Annotated in this window: 14 protein-coding genes; 10 read left to right on the top strand and 4 right to left on the bottom strand. The window is 54.6% G+C overall.

The window, feature by feature from the left end; genetic code table 11:
• Positions 1 to 3: 3 nt before the first annotated feature.
• From leuC to leuL, 4 genes are all read right to left on the bottom strand, one after another.
• Entirely contained in the window at positions 4 to 1,410 is a 1,407-nt protein-coding gene (leuC, locus tag WFO64_RS16525; protein WP_337013148.1) for a 3-isopropylmalate dehydratase large subunit, read from the bottom strand.
• Between the two features lie 4 nt (positions 1,411 to 1,414).
• Positions 1,415 to 2,506 (bottom strand): 3-isopropylmalate dehydrogenase, encoded by a 1,092-nt coding sequence (leuB, locus tag WFO64_RS16520; protein ID WP_337013147.1) that lies wholly within the window; start codon positions 2,504 to 2,506, stop codon positions 1,415 to 1,417.
• Positions 2,507 to 2,508: 2 nt separating this feature from the next.
• Positions 2,509 to 4,071, bottom strand: coding sequence for a 2-isopropylmalate synthase (gene leuA, locus WFO64_RS16515; protein ID WP_337013146.1), 1,563 nt, complete (start codon positions 4,069 to 4,071; stop codon positions 2,509 to 2,511).
• Between the two features lie 89 nt (positions 4,072 to 4,160).
• Positions 4,161 to 4,244 carry a leu operon leader peptide gene (gene leuL, locus WFO64_RS22600; RefSeq protein WP_442956156.1) on the bottom strand — a complete coding sequence of 28 codons (84 nt, stop codon included), beginning with the start codon at positions 4,242 to 4,244 and terminating at the stop codon, positions 4,161 to 4,163.
• Positions 4,245 to 4,975: 731 nt separating this feature from the next.
• Here leuL and ilvI point away from each other — a divergent pair.
• From ilvI to mraY, 10 genes are all read left to right on the top strand, one after another.
• Positions 4,976 to 6,700, top strand: coding sequence for an acetolactate synthase 3 large subunit (ilvI, locus tag WFO64_RS16510; RefSeq protein ID WP_337013145.1), 1,725 nt, complete (start codon positions 4,976 to 4,978; stop codon positions 6,698 to 6,700).
• Positions 6,701 to 6,702: 2 nt separating this feature from the next.
• The gene (gene ilvN, locus WFO64_RS16505; RefSeq protein ID WP_010253849.1) at positions 6,703 to 7,194 is read left to right on the top strand and encodes an acetolactate synthase small subunit; all 492 of its coding nucleotides are present in this window, start codon (positions 6,703 to 6,705) and stop codon (positions 7,192 to 7,194) included.
• A 196-nt stretch (positions 7,195 to 7,390) separates the two neighbouring features.
• Positions 7,391 to 8,401 (top strand): catabolite repressor/activator, encoded by a 1,011-nt coding sequence (cra, locus tag WFO64_RS16500; RefSeq protein WP_337013144.1) that lies wholly within the window; start codon positions 7,391 to 7,393, stop codon positions 8,399 to 8,401.
• Between the two features lie 494 nt (positions 8,402 to 8,895).
• Positions 8,896 to 9,354: a division/cell wall cluster transcriptional repressor MraZ gene (gene mraZ / locus WFO64_RS16495; protein WP_337013143.1), complete on the top strand. Its 459-nt coding sequence runs from the start codon at positions 8,896 to 8,898 to the stop codon at positions 9,352 to 9,354.
• Positions 9,355 to 9,356: 2 nt separating this feature from the next.
• Positions 9,357 to 10,298, top strand: coding sequence for a 16S rRNA (cytosine(1402)-N(4))-methyltransferase RsmH (gene rsmH / locus WFO64_RS16490; protein ID WP_337013142.1), 942 nt, complete (start codon positions 9,357 to 9,359; stop codon positions 10,296 to 10,298).
• On the top strand, positions 10,295 to 10,615 hold the full coding sequence (ftsL, locus tag WFO64_RS16485; protein ID WP_003854764.1) for a cell division protein FtsL: 321 nt from the start codon (positions 10,295 to 10,297) through the stop codon (positions 10,613 to 10,615). The genes rsmH and ftsL overlap by 4 nt, the downstream gene beginning before the upstream one ends.
• 16 nt (positions 10,616 to 10,631) lie before the next feature.
• Entirely contained in the window at positions 10,632 to 12,398 is a 1,767-nt protein-coding gene (locus WFO64_RS16480; protein ID WP_337013141.1) for a peptidoglycan glycosyltransferase FtsI, read from the top strand.
• A complete protein-coding gene (murE, locus tag WFO64_RS16475) occupies positions 12,385 to 13,872 on the top strand; it encodes a UDP-N-acetylmuramoyl-L-alanyl-D-glutamate--2,6-diaminopimelate ligase (protein ID WP_337013140.1) in 1,488 nt (495 codons plus the stop codon). The genes WFO64_RS16480 and murE overlap by 14 nt, the downstream gene beginning before the upstream one ends.
• Positions 13,869 to 15,227, top strand: coding sequence for a UDP-N-acetylmuramoyl-tripeptide--D-alanyl-D-alanine ligase (gene murF, locus WFO64_RS16470; protein WP_337013139.1), 1,359 nt, complete (start codon positions 13,869 to 13,871; stop codon positions 15,225 to 15,227). The genes murE and murF overlap by 4 nt, the downstream gene beginning before the upstream one ends.
• Positions 15,221 to 16,303 carry a phospho-N-acetylmuramoyl-pentapeptide-transferase gene (gene mraY / locus WFO64_RS16465; protein WP_003854755.1) on the top strand — a complete coding sequence of 361 codons (1,083 nt, stop codon included), beginning with the start codon at positions 15,221 to 15,223 and terminating at the stop codon, positions 16,301 to 16,303. The genes murF and mraY overlap by 7 nt, the downstream gene beginning before the upstream one ends.
• The last annotated feature ends 2 nt before the right edge of the window (positions 16,304 to 16,305 follow it).

Below are 16,305 nucleotides of genomic sequence, written 5' to 3'. Positions count from 1 at the left end.
GACTTAAGCTCCTGTCGTCAGTTCACGGATGTCGGCAAAGTGGCCGGTTACGGCAGCCGCCGCGGCCATGGCCGGGCTCACCAGATGGGTACGTCCACCTCGCCCCTGGCGGCCTTCAAAGTTACGGTTGCTGGTTGACGCACAACGTTCGCCCGGATTCAGTCGGTCATTATTCATCGCCAGACACATTGAGCAGCCTGGCAGACGCCATTCAAAACCCGCTTCCAGAAAGATCTTGTCCAGACCTTCCGCTTCGGCCTGCGCTTTGACCGGGCCGGAGCCAGGCACCACCATGGCGACTACCCCAGGTGCGACTTTGCGGCCTTTGGCGATGGCGGCGGCGGCACGCAGATCTTCAATGCGTGAGTTGGTGCAGGAGCCGATAAACACTTTATCAATGGTGACATCGGTGAGTTTGATGCCTGGCTGCAGGTTCATATAGGCCAGGGCTTTTTCCGCTGAGGCGCGCTCAACCGGGTCGGCGAACGAGGCCGGGTTTGGGATCACCTGATCAACGGCAATCACCTGACCCGGATTGGTGCCCCAGGTAACCTGCGGAGCAATCTCTTCAGCATGCAGCGTCACCACCGCATCATATTTCGCGCATTCATCAGACTTCAGGGTGCGCCAGTACTCCACTGCCTGTTCCCATTTCTCACCCTGTGGCGAGAACTGGCGGCCTTTCAGATAGTTGAAAGTCGTCTCATCCGGTGCCACCAGACCCGCTTTCGCACCCATCTCAATCGCCATGTTGCACAGGGTCATACGACCTTCCATGCTCAGCGCCTGAATAGCCGGGCCGCAGAATTCAACCACATAGCCGGTCCCGCCCGCGCTGCCGGTTTTGCCGATGATCGCCAGCACGATATCTTTAGCGGTAATGCCAGTTGACGCCTGACCCAGCACTTCAATCTTCATGGTTTTTGCCCGCCCCTGTTTCAGGGTCTGGGTAGCAAACACATGTTCGACTTCAGAGGTGCCGATACCAAAGGCCAGCGAGCCAAACGCACCGTGAGTCGCGGTGTGCGAGTCGCCGCACACAATGGTCATGCCCGGCAGCGTCATGCCCTGCTCAGGACCGATAACATGGACGATGCCCTGGAACGGATGATTCAGGTCATACAGCTGTACGCCGAACTCAGCACAGTTCTTCATCAGCTCCTGCATCTGAATACGCGCCATCTCGCCCGATGCCTTGATGTCTTTGGTCTGCGTTGAGACGTTGTGATCCATAGTGGCAAAGGTTTTGCCCGGCTGGCGCACTTTACGTCCATGCGCGCGCAGACCATCAAAGGCTTGTGGCGAAGTTACTTCATGGATCAGGTGGCGATCAATGTAGAGTAACGGCGTTTCATCTGGCGATTCGTGGACGACATGTGCATCAAATAACTTCTGGTATAAGGTTTTCATTTTTTTATTTTTCCTCGGCGATAAAGCGGGCAATGATGCTGCCCATCTCATCTGTGCTGACCGCAGGGCCATCACCGGCTAAATCTTTAGTGCGGTAGCCCTGTTCCAGCGCACGGCTGATGGCGCGTTCGATACTGTCGGCAGCCTCATCGGCATTCAGGCTGTAACGGAGCAGCAGTGACAGCGACAGAATCTGGGCGACCGGGTTAGCAATGTTCTGACCGGCGATATCCGGCGCTGAGCCACCCGCCGGTTCGAACAGACCAAAGCCCGCTGCATTCAGGCTGGCTGAGGGCAGCATTCCCATCGAGCCAGTGATCATAGCGCACTCATCAGAGAGAATGTCGCCGAACAGGTTGGAGCAGAGCAGCACGTCAAACTGCGACGGGTCTTTGATCAACTGCATGGTCGCGTTGTCGATATAGATATGGCTCAACTCCACGTCCGGGTACGCTTGGGCCACTTCGTTGACGATTTCACGCCACATCACCGAGGTCTGCAGCACATTGGCTTTATCAACCGAGGTGACTTTGTTGCGACGTTTACGCGCCGATTCAAACGCGATGCGGGCAATGCGCTCAATTTCGAAACGGTGATAGACCTCAGTATCAAAGGCGCGCTCTTCCGGGCCGCTGCCTTCACGTCCTTTCGGCTGACCAAAATAGATGCCGCCGGTCAATTCACGCACGCACAGAATATCGAAGCCTTTCGCGGCGATGTCGCTGCGCAGCGGGCAAAACGCCTCCAGTCCACGGTAGAGCGCAGCCGGACGCAGGTTACTGAACAGCTTAAAATGTTTGCGCAGCGGCAGCAGAGCACCGCGTTCCGGTTGTGATGCTGGCGGTAAGTGTTCCCACTTCGGGCCGCCAACGGAACCAAACAGGATCGCGTCGGCCTGCTCGCAGCCTGCAACCGTAGCAGGCGGCAGGGGTTCGCCATGCTGATCGATAGCAATGCCGCCGACCGCATATTCCTGGGTGGTGATCTGCATATCAAAGCGCTGACGAATGGCATCCAGCACTTTCATAGCCTGCGCCATCACTTCCGGGCCGATACCGTCACCGGGTAAAACTGCGATATGAGATGAGCTGGACATGGTTATACGGTTTCCTTCTGATCTTTAAATTTGCGCTGCAATTCTTGTTCAACCTGACGGGCACGCCAGATGTTGTTCAGGGCGTTGACCATTGCTTTGGCGGAGGACTCCACAATATCGGTCGCCAGACCAATGCCGTGGAACTTGCGGCCATTGTAGCTCACGACGATATCAACCTGACCCAGCGCATTCTCGCCGTGGCCTTTAGCGGTCAGTTTGTAATTAACCAGCTCAGCGTCAAACTGGGTAATACGGTTAATCGCCTGGTAGACCGCGTCTACCGGGCCATTACCGGTGGCTGCATCCGATTTGGCGACCTCGCCACAGCCCAGATTGACAGAGGCGGTGGCGGTGATGCTGGAACCGGTCTGGACGTTGAATTCGTGCAGCTGGAAATGCTCCGGCTCTTCATTCTGTTTGTTGATAAAGGCCAGCGCTTCCAGGTCGTAATCGAAGACCTGACCTTTTTTGTCGGCCAGCTTCAGGAAGGCGTCATACAGTGAATCCAGATTATAATCCTGTTCTGCATAACCCATCTCTTCCATGCGATGTTTTACCGCTGCGCGGCCTGAACGTGAGGTCAGGTTCAGCTGGATTTTGTGTAAGCCAATCGATTCCGGCGTCAGGATTTCATAGTTCTCGCGGTTCTTCAGGACGCCATCCTGATGAATACCCGAGGAGTGAGCGAAGGCGTTGGAGCCGACAACCGCCTTGTTAGCCGGGATCGGCATGTTGCAGATCTGGCTGACCATCTGGCTGGTGCGGTAGATTTCCTGATGATTGATATTAGTGTGCACATTCATAATCTGCTGGCGGGTTTTAATCGCCATGATCACCTCTTCCAGGGCACAGTTACCGGCACGTTCACCCAGGCCATTCATCGTTCCTTCAACCTGACGCGCGCCTGCCTGTACTGCAGCCAGAGCGTTACCGGTTGCCATACCCAGGTCATCGTGGGTATGAACAGACAGAATGGCTTTGTCGATGTTGGGAACGCGGTTGATCAGCTGGCTGATGATATGGGCATATTCGCCTGGCAGGGTGTAGCCAACGGTATCCGGGATGTTAATGGTGGTCGCACCGGCGTTAATCGCGGCTTCCACCATGCGGCACAGGTCATCAATCGGGGTACGGCCGCCATCTTCGCAGGAAAACTCAACGTCACTGGTATAGTTGCGCGCGCGCTTCACCATATGCACGGCTCGCTCAATCACTTCTGGCAGCGTGCTGCGCAGTTTGGTAGCGATATGCATCGGGGAGGTGGCGATAAAGGTATGAATACGGAAGGCTTCGGCAACGCGCAGTGATTCATACGCCGCATCGATATCTTTTTCCACACAGCGCGCCAGACCGCAGACCCGGCTGTTTTTGATGGTGCGCGCAATGGTTTGCACGGACTCAAAATCGCCCGGTGAGGAGACCGGAAAACCCACTTCCATGACATCCACGCCCATGCGCTCCAGCGCTAACGCAATCTGCAATTTTTCTTTCACACTCAGGCTGGCCTGTAACGCCTGCTCACCGTCGCGCAGAGTGGTATCGAAAATAATGACTTGCTGGCTCATCGTAATCATCCTTTTGCTTTTTCTGGCCTGGCAACGAGCATAAAAAAACCCGCGACAGGCGCGGGTTTTTAACTTTCAGCAGGTTTGAATCAGTGTTTGATTCCGCCCACAAGTCTACCGCGCAAGCTGAGTGCGTTTAGTAGTAGACCGAGAAGGCGAACAGAACGAGACATGGATTCAAACCTCATAAAATGTTGTGCTGCACATATTGGTACTGGAATCATTAAGGGATGTCAACCTTCAGTGCAGGGGTATTCTCTGTGGCGCTGAAGGAAGATATTCTGTTATTTAACGGTCACGCAGCGTAATGAACAGCGCCGTCGTGACTTCGGGGCTAGTCAACTCGCAAATAATGGCGCTGGCGGAATGTTATGCATTTTATTTTGTTGAAAAATAGATATATTTTTCTTGATTGCATCCGGTGCTGCCACAGGATTTATCACCTGCTGCTTAGCATAATCGAATGCGATCTAGCGATTTACTGGTTAATTACGCCAGAAATGAAAAATGACAGGCGATTGTGGGCTATGGCAGCCGCTAATAAGTTTTCGTTATTTCTTATATCACGCTGAAAATAATTTCTTAATCAGCATTTTCATCTGCGGTTCTGCAGCGTAATTAGTTTAATCCGCGTAGCCAATTCTTATCGGGCAGAGCCTTTACATCCCCCGCCTTTTAATTTACGTGGCTTTGCGGTTTGCCTGCCCGGTTAACTGCGGTTATGGTAATCGACCTACTATCAGAACAATGAACTCAACAGATTTCTCTGTAACCGGACAGCGGCACAGATTTTCGCTGTCATGCATAAACATAAGATTTTGATTGGCAAAGCAGGCACCGGGCAACGTGATACGCGCAAACGGGCGTATTAACAGAGCCGGGTCCTGAAGCCTGGAGGCAGAAAATGGAGATGTTGTCAGGGGCCGAAATGGTCGTCCGTTCGTTAATCGATCAGGGCGTTAAGCAGGTATTCGGTTATCCGGGTGGCGCCGTGTTAGATATCTATGATGCGCTGCAAACCGTCGGGGGTATCGATCACATTCTGGTGCGCCATGAGCAGGGTGCGGTGCATATGGCTGACGGCCTGGCACGTGCCACCGGCGAAGTCGGCGTGGTGCTGGTCACCTCCGGACCCGGTGCAACCAATGCGATCACGGGTATCGCCACCGCTTATATGGACTCGATTCCGCTGGTGATTCTGTCGGGGCAGGTCCCCTCGTCGCTGATAGGCTATGACGCTTTTCAGGAGTGCGACATGGTCGGCATCTCCCGGCCGGTGGTGAAGCACAGCTTCCTGGTAAAAAGCACTGAAGAGATCCCCACAGTGCTGAAAAAGGCGTTCTGGCTGGCCTCCAGCGGACGTCCGGGACCAGTGGTGATCGACCTGCCTAAAGATATTCTGAACCCGGCCAACAAACTGCCTTATCACTGGCCGGATTCGGTAAGCATGCGCTCCTACAATCCGACTATTCAGGGCCACAAAGGGCAGATTAAGCGCGCACTGACAACATTGCTGGCCGCGAAGAAGCCGGTGATCTACGCCGGTGGCGGTGCCATTACCGCAGGCTGCGAAGCGGAACTATTACAGCTGGCTGAAAGCCTGAATATCCCGGTCACGACTTCGCTGATGGGCCTGGGCGCGTTCCCTGGTACCCATCGTCAGTGCGTCGGTATGCTCGGTATGCACGGCACGTACGAAGCCAACATGACGATGCACAACACCGATCTGATTTTTGGTATCGGCGTTCGTTTTGATGACCGCACCACTAACAATCTGGCGAAATATTGTCCCCACGCCACGGTGATGCATATCGATATTGACCCGACCTCTATCTCCAAGACGGTGGCGGCGGATATCCCGATTGTGGGTGATGCGAAACAGGTGCTTCAGCAGATGCTGGAGTTGCTGGCGCAAAGCGACAGACAGTCGCGCACGGAGAGTCTGCACGACTGGTGGCAGGCGATTGAAGGCTGGCGCAGTCGTCACTGCCTGGAATTTGATCGCACCAGCGACAAAATCAAGCCCCAGGCAGTGATTGAAACCATCAGCCGTCTGACTAAAGGTGATGCGTACGTCACGTCGGACGTTGGCCAGCACCAGATGTTTGCTGCGCTCTATTATCCTTTCGATAAGCCGCGCCGCTGGATCAACTCCGGTGGTCTGGGCACGATGGGCTTTGGCCTGCCCGCTGCGCTGGGTGTGAAGATGGCGCTGCCGGATGAAACTGTAATCTGCGTAACGGGCGATGGCAGTATCCAGATGAACATTCAGGAGCTCTCAACCGCACTGCAGTACGATCTGCCGGTGCTGGTGCTGAACCTGAATAATCGGGTGCTGGGCATGGTAAAACAGTGGCAGGATATGATCTACTCCGGTCGTCACTCCCAGTCTTATATGGAGTCGCTGCCTGACTTTGTGCGTCTGGCGGAAGCCTACGGTCATGTCGGGATTGCCATTGAACATCCGGCTGAGCTGGAAGAGAAGCTGGCGCTGGCGCTGGAAACGCTGGCGAAGGGACGTCTGGTGTTTGTGGATGTCACCGTTGACGGTAGCGAGCACGTTTACCCGATGCAGATTCGCGGTGGCAGCATGGATGAGATGTGGTTAAGCAAAACGGAGAGGACATAATTATGCGTCGTATTTTATCAGTTCTGCTGGAGAACGAATCCGGCGCATTATCCCGTGTTGTCGGCCTGTTCTCGCAGCGCGGCTATAACATTGAAAGCCTGACCGTGGCGCCGACTGACGATCCGACACTGTCGCGGATGACCATTCAGACGGTGGGCGATCAGAAGGTGTTGGAGCAGATTGAAAAGCAGCTGCACAAGCTGGTGGATGTTCTGCGCGTCACCGAGTTGGGGCAGGGCGCCTATGTTGAACGTGAAATTATGCTGGTGAAGATTCAGGCCAGTGGTTATGGTCGTGAAGAGGTGAAGCGTAACGCCGAGATTTTCCGCGGTCAGATAATCGACGTGACACCGACGCTGTACACGGTTCAGCTGGCCGGCACCAGTGACAAACTGGATGCCTTCCTGAATACCGTTCGCGATGTCGCCGAAATTGTTGAAGTGGCACGCTCCGGTATCGTGGGCGTTTCGCGCGGCGATCGCATCATGCGTTAATCACGCAACGTCATCATCAATCCTCTCCTAACCCGGCGAAATGCCGGGTTTTTTTATTTTTTATGCGCCAGGCGGGTTACATTCAGAAAAGCGGTTGCTCCGCGCACTTTTCTGCTGTTAGATGATAGCCATGAGTTATCCATAGCTTAACTGCGGCTATTTCTGCCGTAAAAGCGGATTTGATGGTGGGGTTATTGTGAAACTGGATGAAATTGCGCGTTTGGCAGGCGTGTCGCGCACCACGGCCAGTTATGTGATCAATGGCAAAGCGCGGCAGTATCGTGTCAGCGACAAAACCGTTGAGAAAGTCATGGCGGTGGTACGTGAGCATAATTATCACCCTAATGCGGTCGCTGCCGGGCTGCGTGCCGGGCGTACGCGCTCTATTGGGTTAGTGATCCCCGATCTGGAAAATACCAGTTATACCCGTATTGCGAACTATCTTGAGCGACAGGCACGCCAGCGCGGCTATCAGCTGCTGATCGCCTGTTCAGAAGATCAGCCCGATAACGAGATGCGCTGTATTGAACATCTGCTACAGCGACAGGTCGATGCGATTATCGTTTCTACTTCGTTACCGCCAGAGCATCCCTTTTATCAGCGCTGGATCAACGATCCTCTGCCGATTATTGCGTTAGACCGCGCGCTGGATCGTGAACATTTCACCAGCGTCGTGGGGGCCGATCAGGACGATGCGTATACGCTGGCGGCTGAACTACGCCAGCTTGAGGTGAAAAATGTGCTGTTCCTCGGTGCGTTACCTGAGCTATCAGTGAGCTTCCTGCGTGAGATGGGCTTCCGCGATGCCTGGAAAGAGGATCCCCGCTCCATAGACTATATCTACTGCAACAGCTTCGAACGCACAGCCGCGGCTGCACTGTTTGAACAATATCTTGAAGAACACCCGATGCCGGAGGCGCTTTTTACTACCTCATTTGGTCTGCTGCAGGGGGTAATGGATGTGACGCTGAAACGAGACGGCCGCCTGCCGACCGAGCTGGCTATTGCCACTTTTGGCGACCACGATTTACTGGACTTTCTTGAGTGTCCGGTACTGGCGGTCGGTCAGCGTCATCGTGACGTGGCAGAGCGCGTGCTGGAATTAGTTTTAGCCTCGCTGGATGAACCCAGAAAACCAAAACCGGGTTTAACCCGCATTCGCCGTAATTTATATCGTCGCGGACAATTAAGCCGAAGAGTTAACTGAGCCACGGGCAGTATTACGCTGCCCGCTCATTTTATTTAACGATTTAACTGATTAAATAAACAGGTCGACGTAAAAAAGCGTAAATTCTGTTCATCAATTCTGACAAAGCAGAAAGGGTTATTTTTATTATCTGCTTACAACTTCAACAAACTTATCTCCCCGCCTGGCCTGAAGCCGCTGGGCTTCCTTTCGGAAATCCCCTAAAATGCCGCCGCTGTCTCAGAAACCACGATAAATATTTAGCCCTTTACATTGTTTCATTTTTAGGCGTTTTTTCTCAGGCTTTTTTTTTTATTCAGATATTCATTGGCTTAATTTTTACTTTCCCCTTTTATTCGATTATATCGTTGCCAGAGATTAATTCAGCGCTCTGTAAATAGTGATATTCGGCTACCGCTCCGGCTTGACAAGGATTTCATCGGATCCTTAAACTCGTTTCGTGGTAAAAAGTGGGATAAAGTGGTGTAAACGGGTGACCAGGAGGAGAGACTGGCATGTTCCGCGGAGCAACGTTAGTCAATCTCGACAGCAAAGGGCGGCTCGCCGTACCCACGCGATATCGCGAATTGTTGATCGGGGAGTCTCAGGGGCAGATGGTCTGTACCATCGACCTCCACCAGCCATGCCTGTTGCTTTATACCCTGCCCGAATGGGAAATCATTGAAAAAAAGCTGGCAAGCCTTTCCAGTATGAACCCGCTTGAGCGCCGCGTGCAGCGTTTGTTGCTGGGACATGCCAGTGAATGTCAGATGGACAATGCAGGCCGCTTGCTGCTGGCAAACACGCTTCGGCAGCACGCAAAATTAACCAAAGAAGTGATGCTGGTTGGACAGTTCAACAAGTTTGAGCTGTGGGATGAACAGACCTGGTATCAACAAGTCAGGGACGATATTGACGCAGAACAGTCGGCTCAGGAGCCTTTATCTGAGCGGTTGCAGGACTTGTCGCTATAGCTATGCAGGAAAATTTCAAACATACCACCGTACTGTTGGATGAGGCGGTTAACGGCCTCAATATCAGGGAAGACGGTATTTACATTGACGGCACTTTTGGTCGTGGTGGGCATTCACGCCTGATTCTTTCGCAACTGGGAGAGAAGGGAAAACTGATCGCCATCGATCGTGATCCGCAAGCTATCGCCGCTGCCGCTGAGATCACCGACCCGCGTTTTTCAATTATTCATGGCCCTTTTTCCGCCCTGGCAGAGTATGTCGCTGAACGGGATTTAGTCGGAAAAATTGACGGTATTTTGCTGGATCTGGGGGTGTCATCACCGCAGCTGGATGACGCCGAGCGTGGCTTCTCCTTTATGCGTGACGGACCGTTGGATATGCGAATGGATCCATCGCGTGGTCACTCCGCCGCAGAATGGTTGCTGCACGCGGAAGAGGCGGATATCGCTTTCGTCCTGAAGACTTACGGTGAAGAGCGATTTGCCAAACGTATCGCCCGAGCCATTGTTGAGCGCAATCGCGAACAGCCGATGACCCGAACCCGGGAACTGGCTGAGGTGATCGCCATCGCCACGCCAGTTAAAGATAAGTTCAAGCATCCGGCCACACGCAGCTTCCAGGCGATTCGAATCTGGATTAACAGCGAACTGGAAGAGATCGATGTGGCACTGAAAGGGGCTGTTGAAGTATTGGCACCGCAGGGTCGCCTCTCTGTCATCAGCTTCCATTCACTTGAAGATCGGCTGGTGAAGCGATTTATGCGTGATCAGAGTCGCGGACCGCAGGTGCCTGCCGGTTTGCCAATGACCGAACATCAGTTGCGTGCTCTGGGGGGGCGTGAATTGAAGTTGCTCGGCAAAATGTCGCCGGGTGACGCAGAAGTTTCTGAGAACCCACGCGCGCGCAGCTCGGTATTACGTATCGCGGAGAAAACCGAGGCATGATCGGTAATGAGCGTCACAGTCTGCCTGCCGTTATCGGCGGGGATCTGCTGCGAAAGGGCAAGATTCCAGTGCTGTTGCTGATCGCTGTAGTGGTTTCTGCCGTGCTGGTGGTAACCACCACCCATAAAACCCGACTGTTAACCGCGCAGCGCGAACAGCTGGTGCTGGAGCGTGACGCACTGGATATCGAGTGGCGCAACCTGATTCTGGAAGAGAATGCGTTGGGCGACCACAGTCGGGTTGAACGCATTGCCACTGAGAAGCTGCAGCTGCAGCACGTTGATCCTTCACAAGAAAATATCGTGGTGCAGAAATAAGGATTTCAGATAGCGAATGAGCGGCAAAGGCAGAACGCTGAAGTTGAAGAAACCGGAAGATAAAGCCAGCTTTGTAAGCTGGCGTTTTGCGTTGCTGTGCGGCTGTATTTTACTGGCGCTGGGTGGATTACTGTCGCGTGTTGCCTGGCTGCAGGTGATCAATCCCGGCAAACTGGTTAAAGAGGGCGATCTGCGTTCGCTGCGCGTTCAGGCAGTGCCGACCTCGCGGGGAATGATCAGCGATCGCGCCGGACGCCCGCTGGCAGTCAGTGTACCGGTCAATGCTATCTGGGCTGATCCAAAAGAACTGCACGCCGGTGGCGGCGTGACGCTGGACAGCCGCTGGAAGGCGCTGTCTGATGCGCTCTCCATTCCACTTGATCAGCTGGCGGCCCGCATGAATGCCAATCCTAAAGGCCGCTTTGTTTATCTGGCGCGCCAGGTCAATCCGGCAATCGGCGAGTATGTCAAAAAGCTCAAATTACCCGGTATTCATCTGCGCGAAGAGTCTCGCCGCTACTATCCTGCCGGACAGGTCACCTCCCATCTGATTGGCTTCACCAATATCGACGGGCAGGGTATTGAAGGCATTGAGAAGAGTTTTGATAAATGGCTGACCGGTGCGCCGGGCGAGCGGACCGTACGTAAAGATCGTTACGGTCGGGTCATCGAAGATATCTCTTCAGTGGACAGCCGGGCCGCCCATAACCTGACGTTGAGCATCGATGAACGGTTACAAGCGCTGGTTTACCGTGAACTGAATAACGCCGTCGCCTTTAACAAAGCGGAATCGGGTACGGCGGTGCTGGTGGATGTGAACACCGGTGAAGTGCTGGCGATGGCAAACAGCCCGGCTTACAACCCGAATAATCTCACCAACACGCCAAAAGATCTGATGCGTAACCGCGCCATCACCGACATTTTCGAGCCTGGCTCAACCGTGAAGCCGATGGTGGTGATGACGGCGCTGCAGCGCGGCGTGGTGAGAGAGAACAGCGTGCTGAATACTGTGCCGTACCGCGTCAATGGTCATGAGATCAAAGATGTGGCGCGCTACAACGAATTGACCCTCACAGGGGTTCTACAGAAGTCGAGTAACGTTGGTGTTTCACGTCTGGCGTTAGCGATGCCTTCCTCTGCGCTGGTAGAAACTTACGCGCGCTTTGGGCTGGGCAAACCGACCAATTTGGGGCTGGTCGGGGAAAGCAGTGGCTTATACCCTAAAAAACAACGGTGGTCTGACATAGAGAGGGCCACCTTCTCTTTCGGCTACGGGCTAATGGTAACGCCGTTACAGTTAGCGCGAGTCTACGCAACCATTGGCAGCTATGGCATTAATCGCCCGCTGTCGATCACCAAAGTCGATCCACCCGTCGCGGGACAACGCGTTTTCGATGAGTCACTGGTGAAAACTGTGATGCACATGATGGAAAGCGTGGCATTGCCCGGTGGGGGCGGAGTCAAAGCGGCAATCAAGGGCTATCGCATTGCGATAAAAACCGGTACGGCAAAAAAGGTCGGGCCGGATGGACGCTACGTTAATAAATACATTGCCTACACCGCAGGCGTTGCGCCTGCCAGTCATCCTCGATTCGCGCTGGTGGTGGTGATCAACGATCCCCAGGCCGGCAAGTATTACGGTGGTGCGGTTTCTGCACCAGTGTTTGGTGCCATCATGGGGGGGGTATTGCGCACCATGAACATCGAGCCGGACGCGTTACCGACCAATGACAAGAGTGAGCTGGTGACTAACAGAAGTGAGGAAACAAGTGACAGATCGTAACCTGCGCGACTTACTCGGCCCTTGGGTGCCAGACGCGCCGGCGCGCCCACTGCGTGACATGACTCTGGATAGCCGCATTGCGGCTTCTGGCGATCTGTTTGTCGCTGTTGCAGGCCATCAGGTTGATGGACGCCGTTTTATCCCGCAGGCGATTGCTCAGGGCGTTGCTGCCGTCGTGGCTGAAGCCGAGGGCCAGGCGGTTGACGGCGAAATTCGTGAAATGCACGGTGTACCGGTTATCTATCTGGCACAGCTGCATCAGCGTCTGTCAGCTTTAGCAGGACGTTTTTATCAGCAACCGGGCGAAAAACAGACACTGATTGGTGTGACCGGCACTAACGGTAAAACCACCACCACGCAGTTGCTGGCGCAGTGGGCGATGCTGCTGGATGAAACCAGCGCGGTAATGGGCACCGTCGGCAATGGGCTGGTAGGGCACTTATCGGCTGCGGAAAATACCACCGGTTCAGCGGTTGATGTTCAGCATCTGCTGCACGATCTGGCTGAAAAAGGGGCGACCCTGACCGCGATGGAAGTCTCGTCACACGGTTTGATTCAGCATCGCGTTGCTGCACTGCCGTTTGCCGCGGCGGTCTTCACCAACCTCAGCCGCGATCACCTTGATTATCACGGTGATATGCAGAGCTATGAGTCTGCTAAATGGCTGCTGTTTTCTGAGCATCAGGTCGGCCAGGCCATTCTTAATGCAGATGATGAAGTGGGGCGGCGCTGGCTGGCACGCTTACCGGATGCCGTTGCCGTCACTATGGAGGATAACCTCCAGCCAGGCTGCCACGGGCGCTGGCTTAAAGCCGATGCTGTGGATTACCACGACAACGGCGCACATATTCGTTTCAGCTCCAGTTGGGGCAACGGGGAAATCGACAGTCCACTGATGGGGGCATTCAATGTCAGCAATCTGATGCTGGCACTGGCGACGCTGCTGTCACTGGATTATCCGCTGGCGACGCTGGTAAGCGTTGCACCGCAGTTGCAGCCGGTCAATGGGCGTATGGAAGTGTTCAGCGCCGCAGGAAAACCGACGGTCGTCGTGGATTATGCCCACACTCCGGATGCGCTGGAAAAAGCACTGGAGGCGGCACGCCTGCACTGCAAAGGAAAACTGTGGTGCCTGTTTGGCTGCGGCGGTGACCGTGACAAAGGCAAACGCCCGTTAATGGGCGCGATTGCTGAGCAATACGCGGATGTGGTGGTGATTACGGACGACAATCCGCGCAGCGAAGATCCGCAGGCGATTGTAAAAGATATTCTGACCGGTTTGCTGGACCCTGGCCGCGCCCGCGTGGTGTCTGGTCGTGCGCAGGCGGTCACCAACACCATTATGCAGGCGCAGCCCGACGATATCGTGCTGGTGGCTGGCAAAGGTCACGAAGATTATCAGATCATTGGCAACCGCCGTCTCGACTACTCCGATCGTGCCACCGTTGCGGCACTGCTGGGAGGCGTTGCATGATTCCGGTTTCATTAAAAACCCTGGCGGAGATCACCGGCGGCACGCTGCACGGCAGCGATTTAACGCTGAGTGACGTGACCACCGATACCCGCAAAGTGACGGCGGGCAGCCTGTTTGTTGCGCTGGTGGGCGAACGCTTTGATGCGCACGACTTCGCCGGCGATGCCATTGCGAATGGCGCACAGGCGCTGCTGGTAAGTAGGCATTTACCTGTCGCTGTGCCACAGGTGGTGGTTGAGGATACCCGTCTCGCCTTTGGCAGATTGGGCGCCTGGGTGCGTCAGCAGTCAACCGCCCGCGTGGTAGCGCTGACCGGCTCCTCCGGTAAAACTTCGGTTAAAGAGATGACGGCGGCGATTCTGCGTCAGTGCGGCGAAACGCTCTACACCGCAGGTAATCTCAACAACGATTATGGCGTGCCGATGACGCTGCTGCGGCTGACCGCAGAACATCAGTATGCGGTTATCGAGCTTGGCGCTAATCATCAGGGCGAAATCGCCTACACCACCGACCTGGTTAAACCGGAAAGCGCGCTGGTGAATAACCTGGCAGCGGCGCATCTGGAAGGCTTTGGCTCGCTGGCCGGTGTCGCTAAGGCCAAGGGCGAGATCTTCCAGGGCTTACCGGCAAATGGCATTGCGATTCTGAACGCAGAGAGCAATGACTGGCCCAACTGGCAGAGCACGCTGCAGGATAAAACCGTGTGGCGTTTCTCACCGCAGGCGGCAGAGTGCGAATTCTCCGCCCGTGATATCCGTATTGCTCAGGATGGCACCCATTTTGTGATGAAAACACCGCATGGTGAAGCAGAAATAGTTCTGCCGTTACCGGGTCGACATAACATCGCCAATGCACTGGCAGCGGCGGCACTGGCTCTGTCAGTGGATGCACCGCTTAGCGCCGTTCAGCAGGGGCTGAAAAACCTGCAGTCGGTGCCAGGTCGTTTGTTCCCGGTTCGCCTCTCTGCGCATCAGCTGCTGCTGGATGACAGCTATAACGCTAATGTCGGATCGATGACCGCCGCCGTCCAGGTCCTGTCAGAGATGCCGGGTTACCGGATGCTTGTCGTGGGGGATATGGCGGAACTGGGAGAAGAGACAGAAAAATGTCACCGCGAAGTCGGAGAAGCGGCACGTGATGCAGGCCTTGATCGCGTGCTGAGCACCGGAAACTTCAGCCATTTCATCAGTGAAAGCAGCGGAGTTGGTGAACATTTCAGCGATAAGACGGCGCTGATTGAACGTTTGTGTCAGTTGTTGTCCGAACACTCAGAAATTACCGTCCTGATAAAAGGTTCACGTAGTGCCGCCATGGAGCAGGTAGTACAGAGCTTAAAGGAGAAAGGAACATGTTAGTTTGGCTGGCCGAGCATCTGGTCGCTTTTTATTCAGGATTTAACGTCTTTTCATATCTGACGTTTCGCGCCATTGTCAGCCTGCTGACCGCGTTATTTATCTCTCTCTGGATGGGGCCGCGCCTGATCGCCTGGCTTCAGAAATTACAGATTGGCCAGGTCGTTCGTAACGATGGCCCCGAATCGCATTTCAGTAAGCGCGGGACGCCCACTATGGGCGGCATCATGATTCTGACCTCCATCACCATTTCGGTGCTGATGTGGGCTTATCCGTCGAATCCTTATGTCTGGTGCGTGCTGTTCGTGCTAATCGGCTTTGGCATCATCGGCTTTGTCGATGATTACCGCAAAGTCGTACGCAAAGACACTAAAGGCCTGATCGCCCGCTGGAAATATTTCTGGATGTCGGTGATTTCGCTTGGCGTCGCGTTCGGGCTCTATGCGGCGGGCAAAGATACACCTGCGACCCAGCTTGTCGTGCCATTTTTCAAAGACATCATGCCGCAGTTAGGTCTGTTTTATGTGCTGCTGGCCTACTTTGTGATTGTTGGAACGGGTAACGCGGTCAATCTGACCGATGGTCTGGATGGTCTGGCGATTATGCCAACGGTCTTTGTTGCCGCGGGCTTCGCGCTGGTTGCCTGGGCAACCGGTAACGTGAAGTTTGCTGAATATCTGCACATTCCTTATCTGCGTCACGCCGGTGAACTGGTGATTGTCTGTACTGCCATCGTCGGGGCAGGGCTGGGCTTCCTGTGGTTCAACACCTACCCAGCCCAGGTCTTTATGGGTGACGTAGGCTCGCTGGCTCTGGGGGGCGCGCTGGGAACCATCGCGGTGTTACTGCGTCAGGAATTTTTACTGGTGATCATGGGCGGCGTGTTTGTGGTTGAAACACTTTCGGTGATCCTGCAGGTGGGATCGTTTAAGTTGCGCGGCCAGCGTATTTTCCGCATGGCGCCGATCCATCACCACTATGAACTCAAGGGCTGGCCGGAACCGCGCGTCATTGTTCGCTTCTGGATTATTTCGCTAATGCTGGTGCTGATTGGCCTGGCCACGCTGAAGGTGCGTTAATC

This window comes from Pantoea sp. AS142, assembly GCF_037152305.1.
GTDB lineage: Bacteria > Pseudomonadota > Gammaproteobacteria > Enterobacterales > Enterobacteriaceae > Pantoea.
Note: the sequence above shows the minus strand (reverse complement) of the source record. Positions and strands in the feature narration are given on the sequence as shown.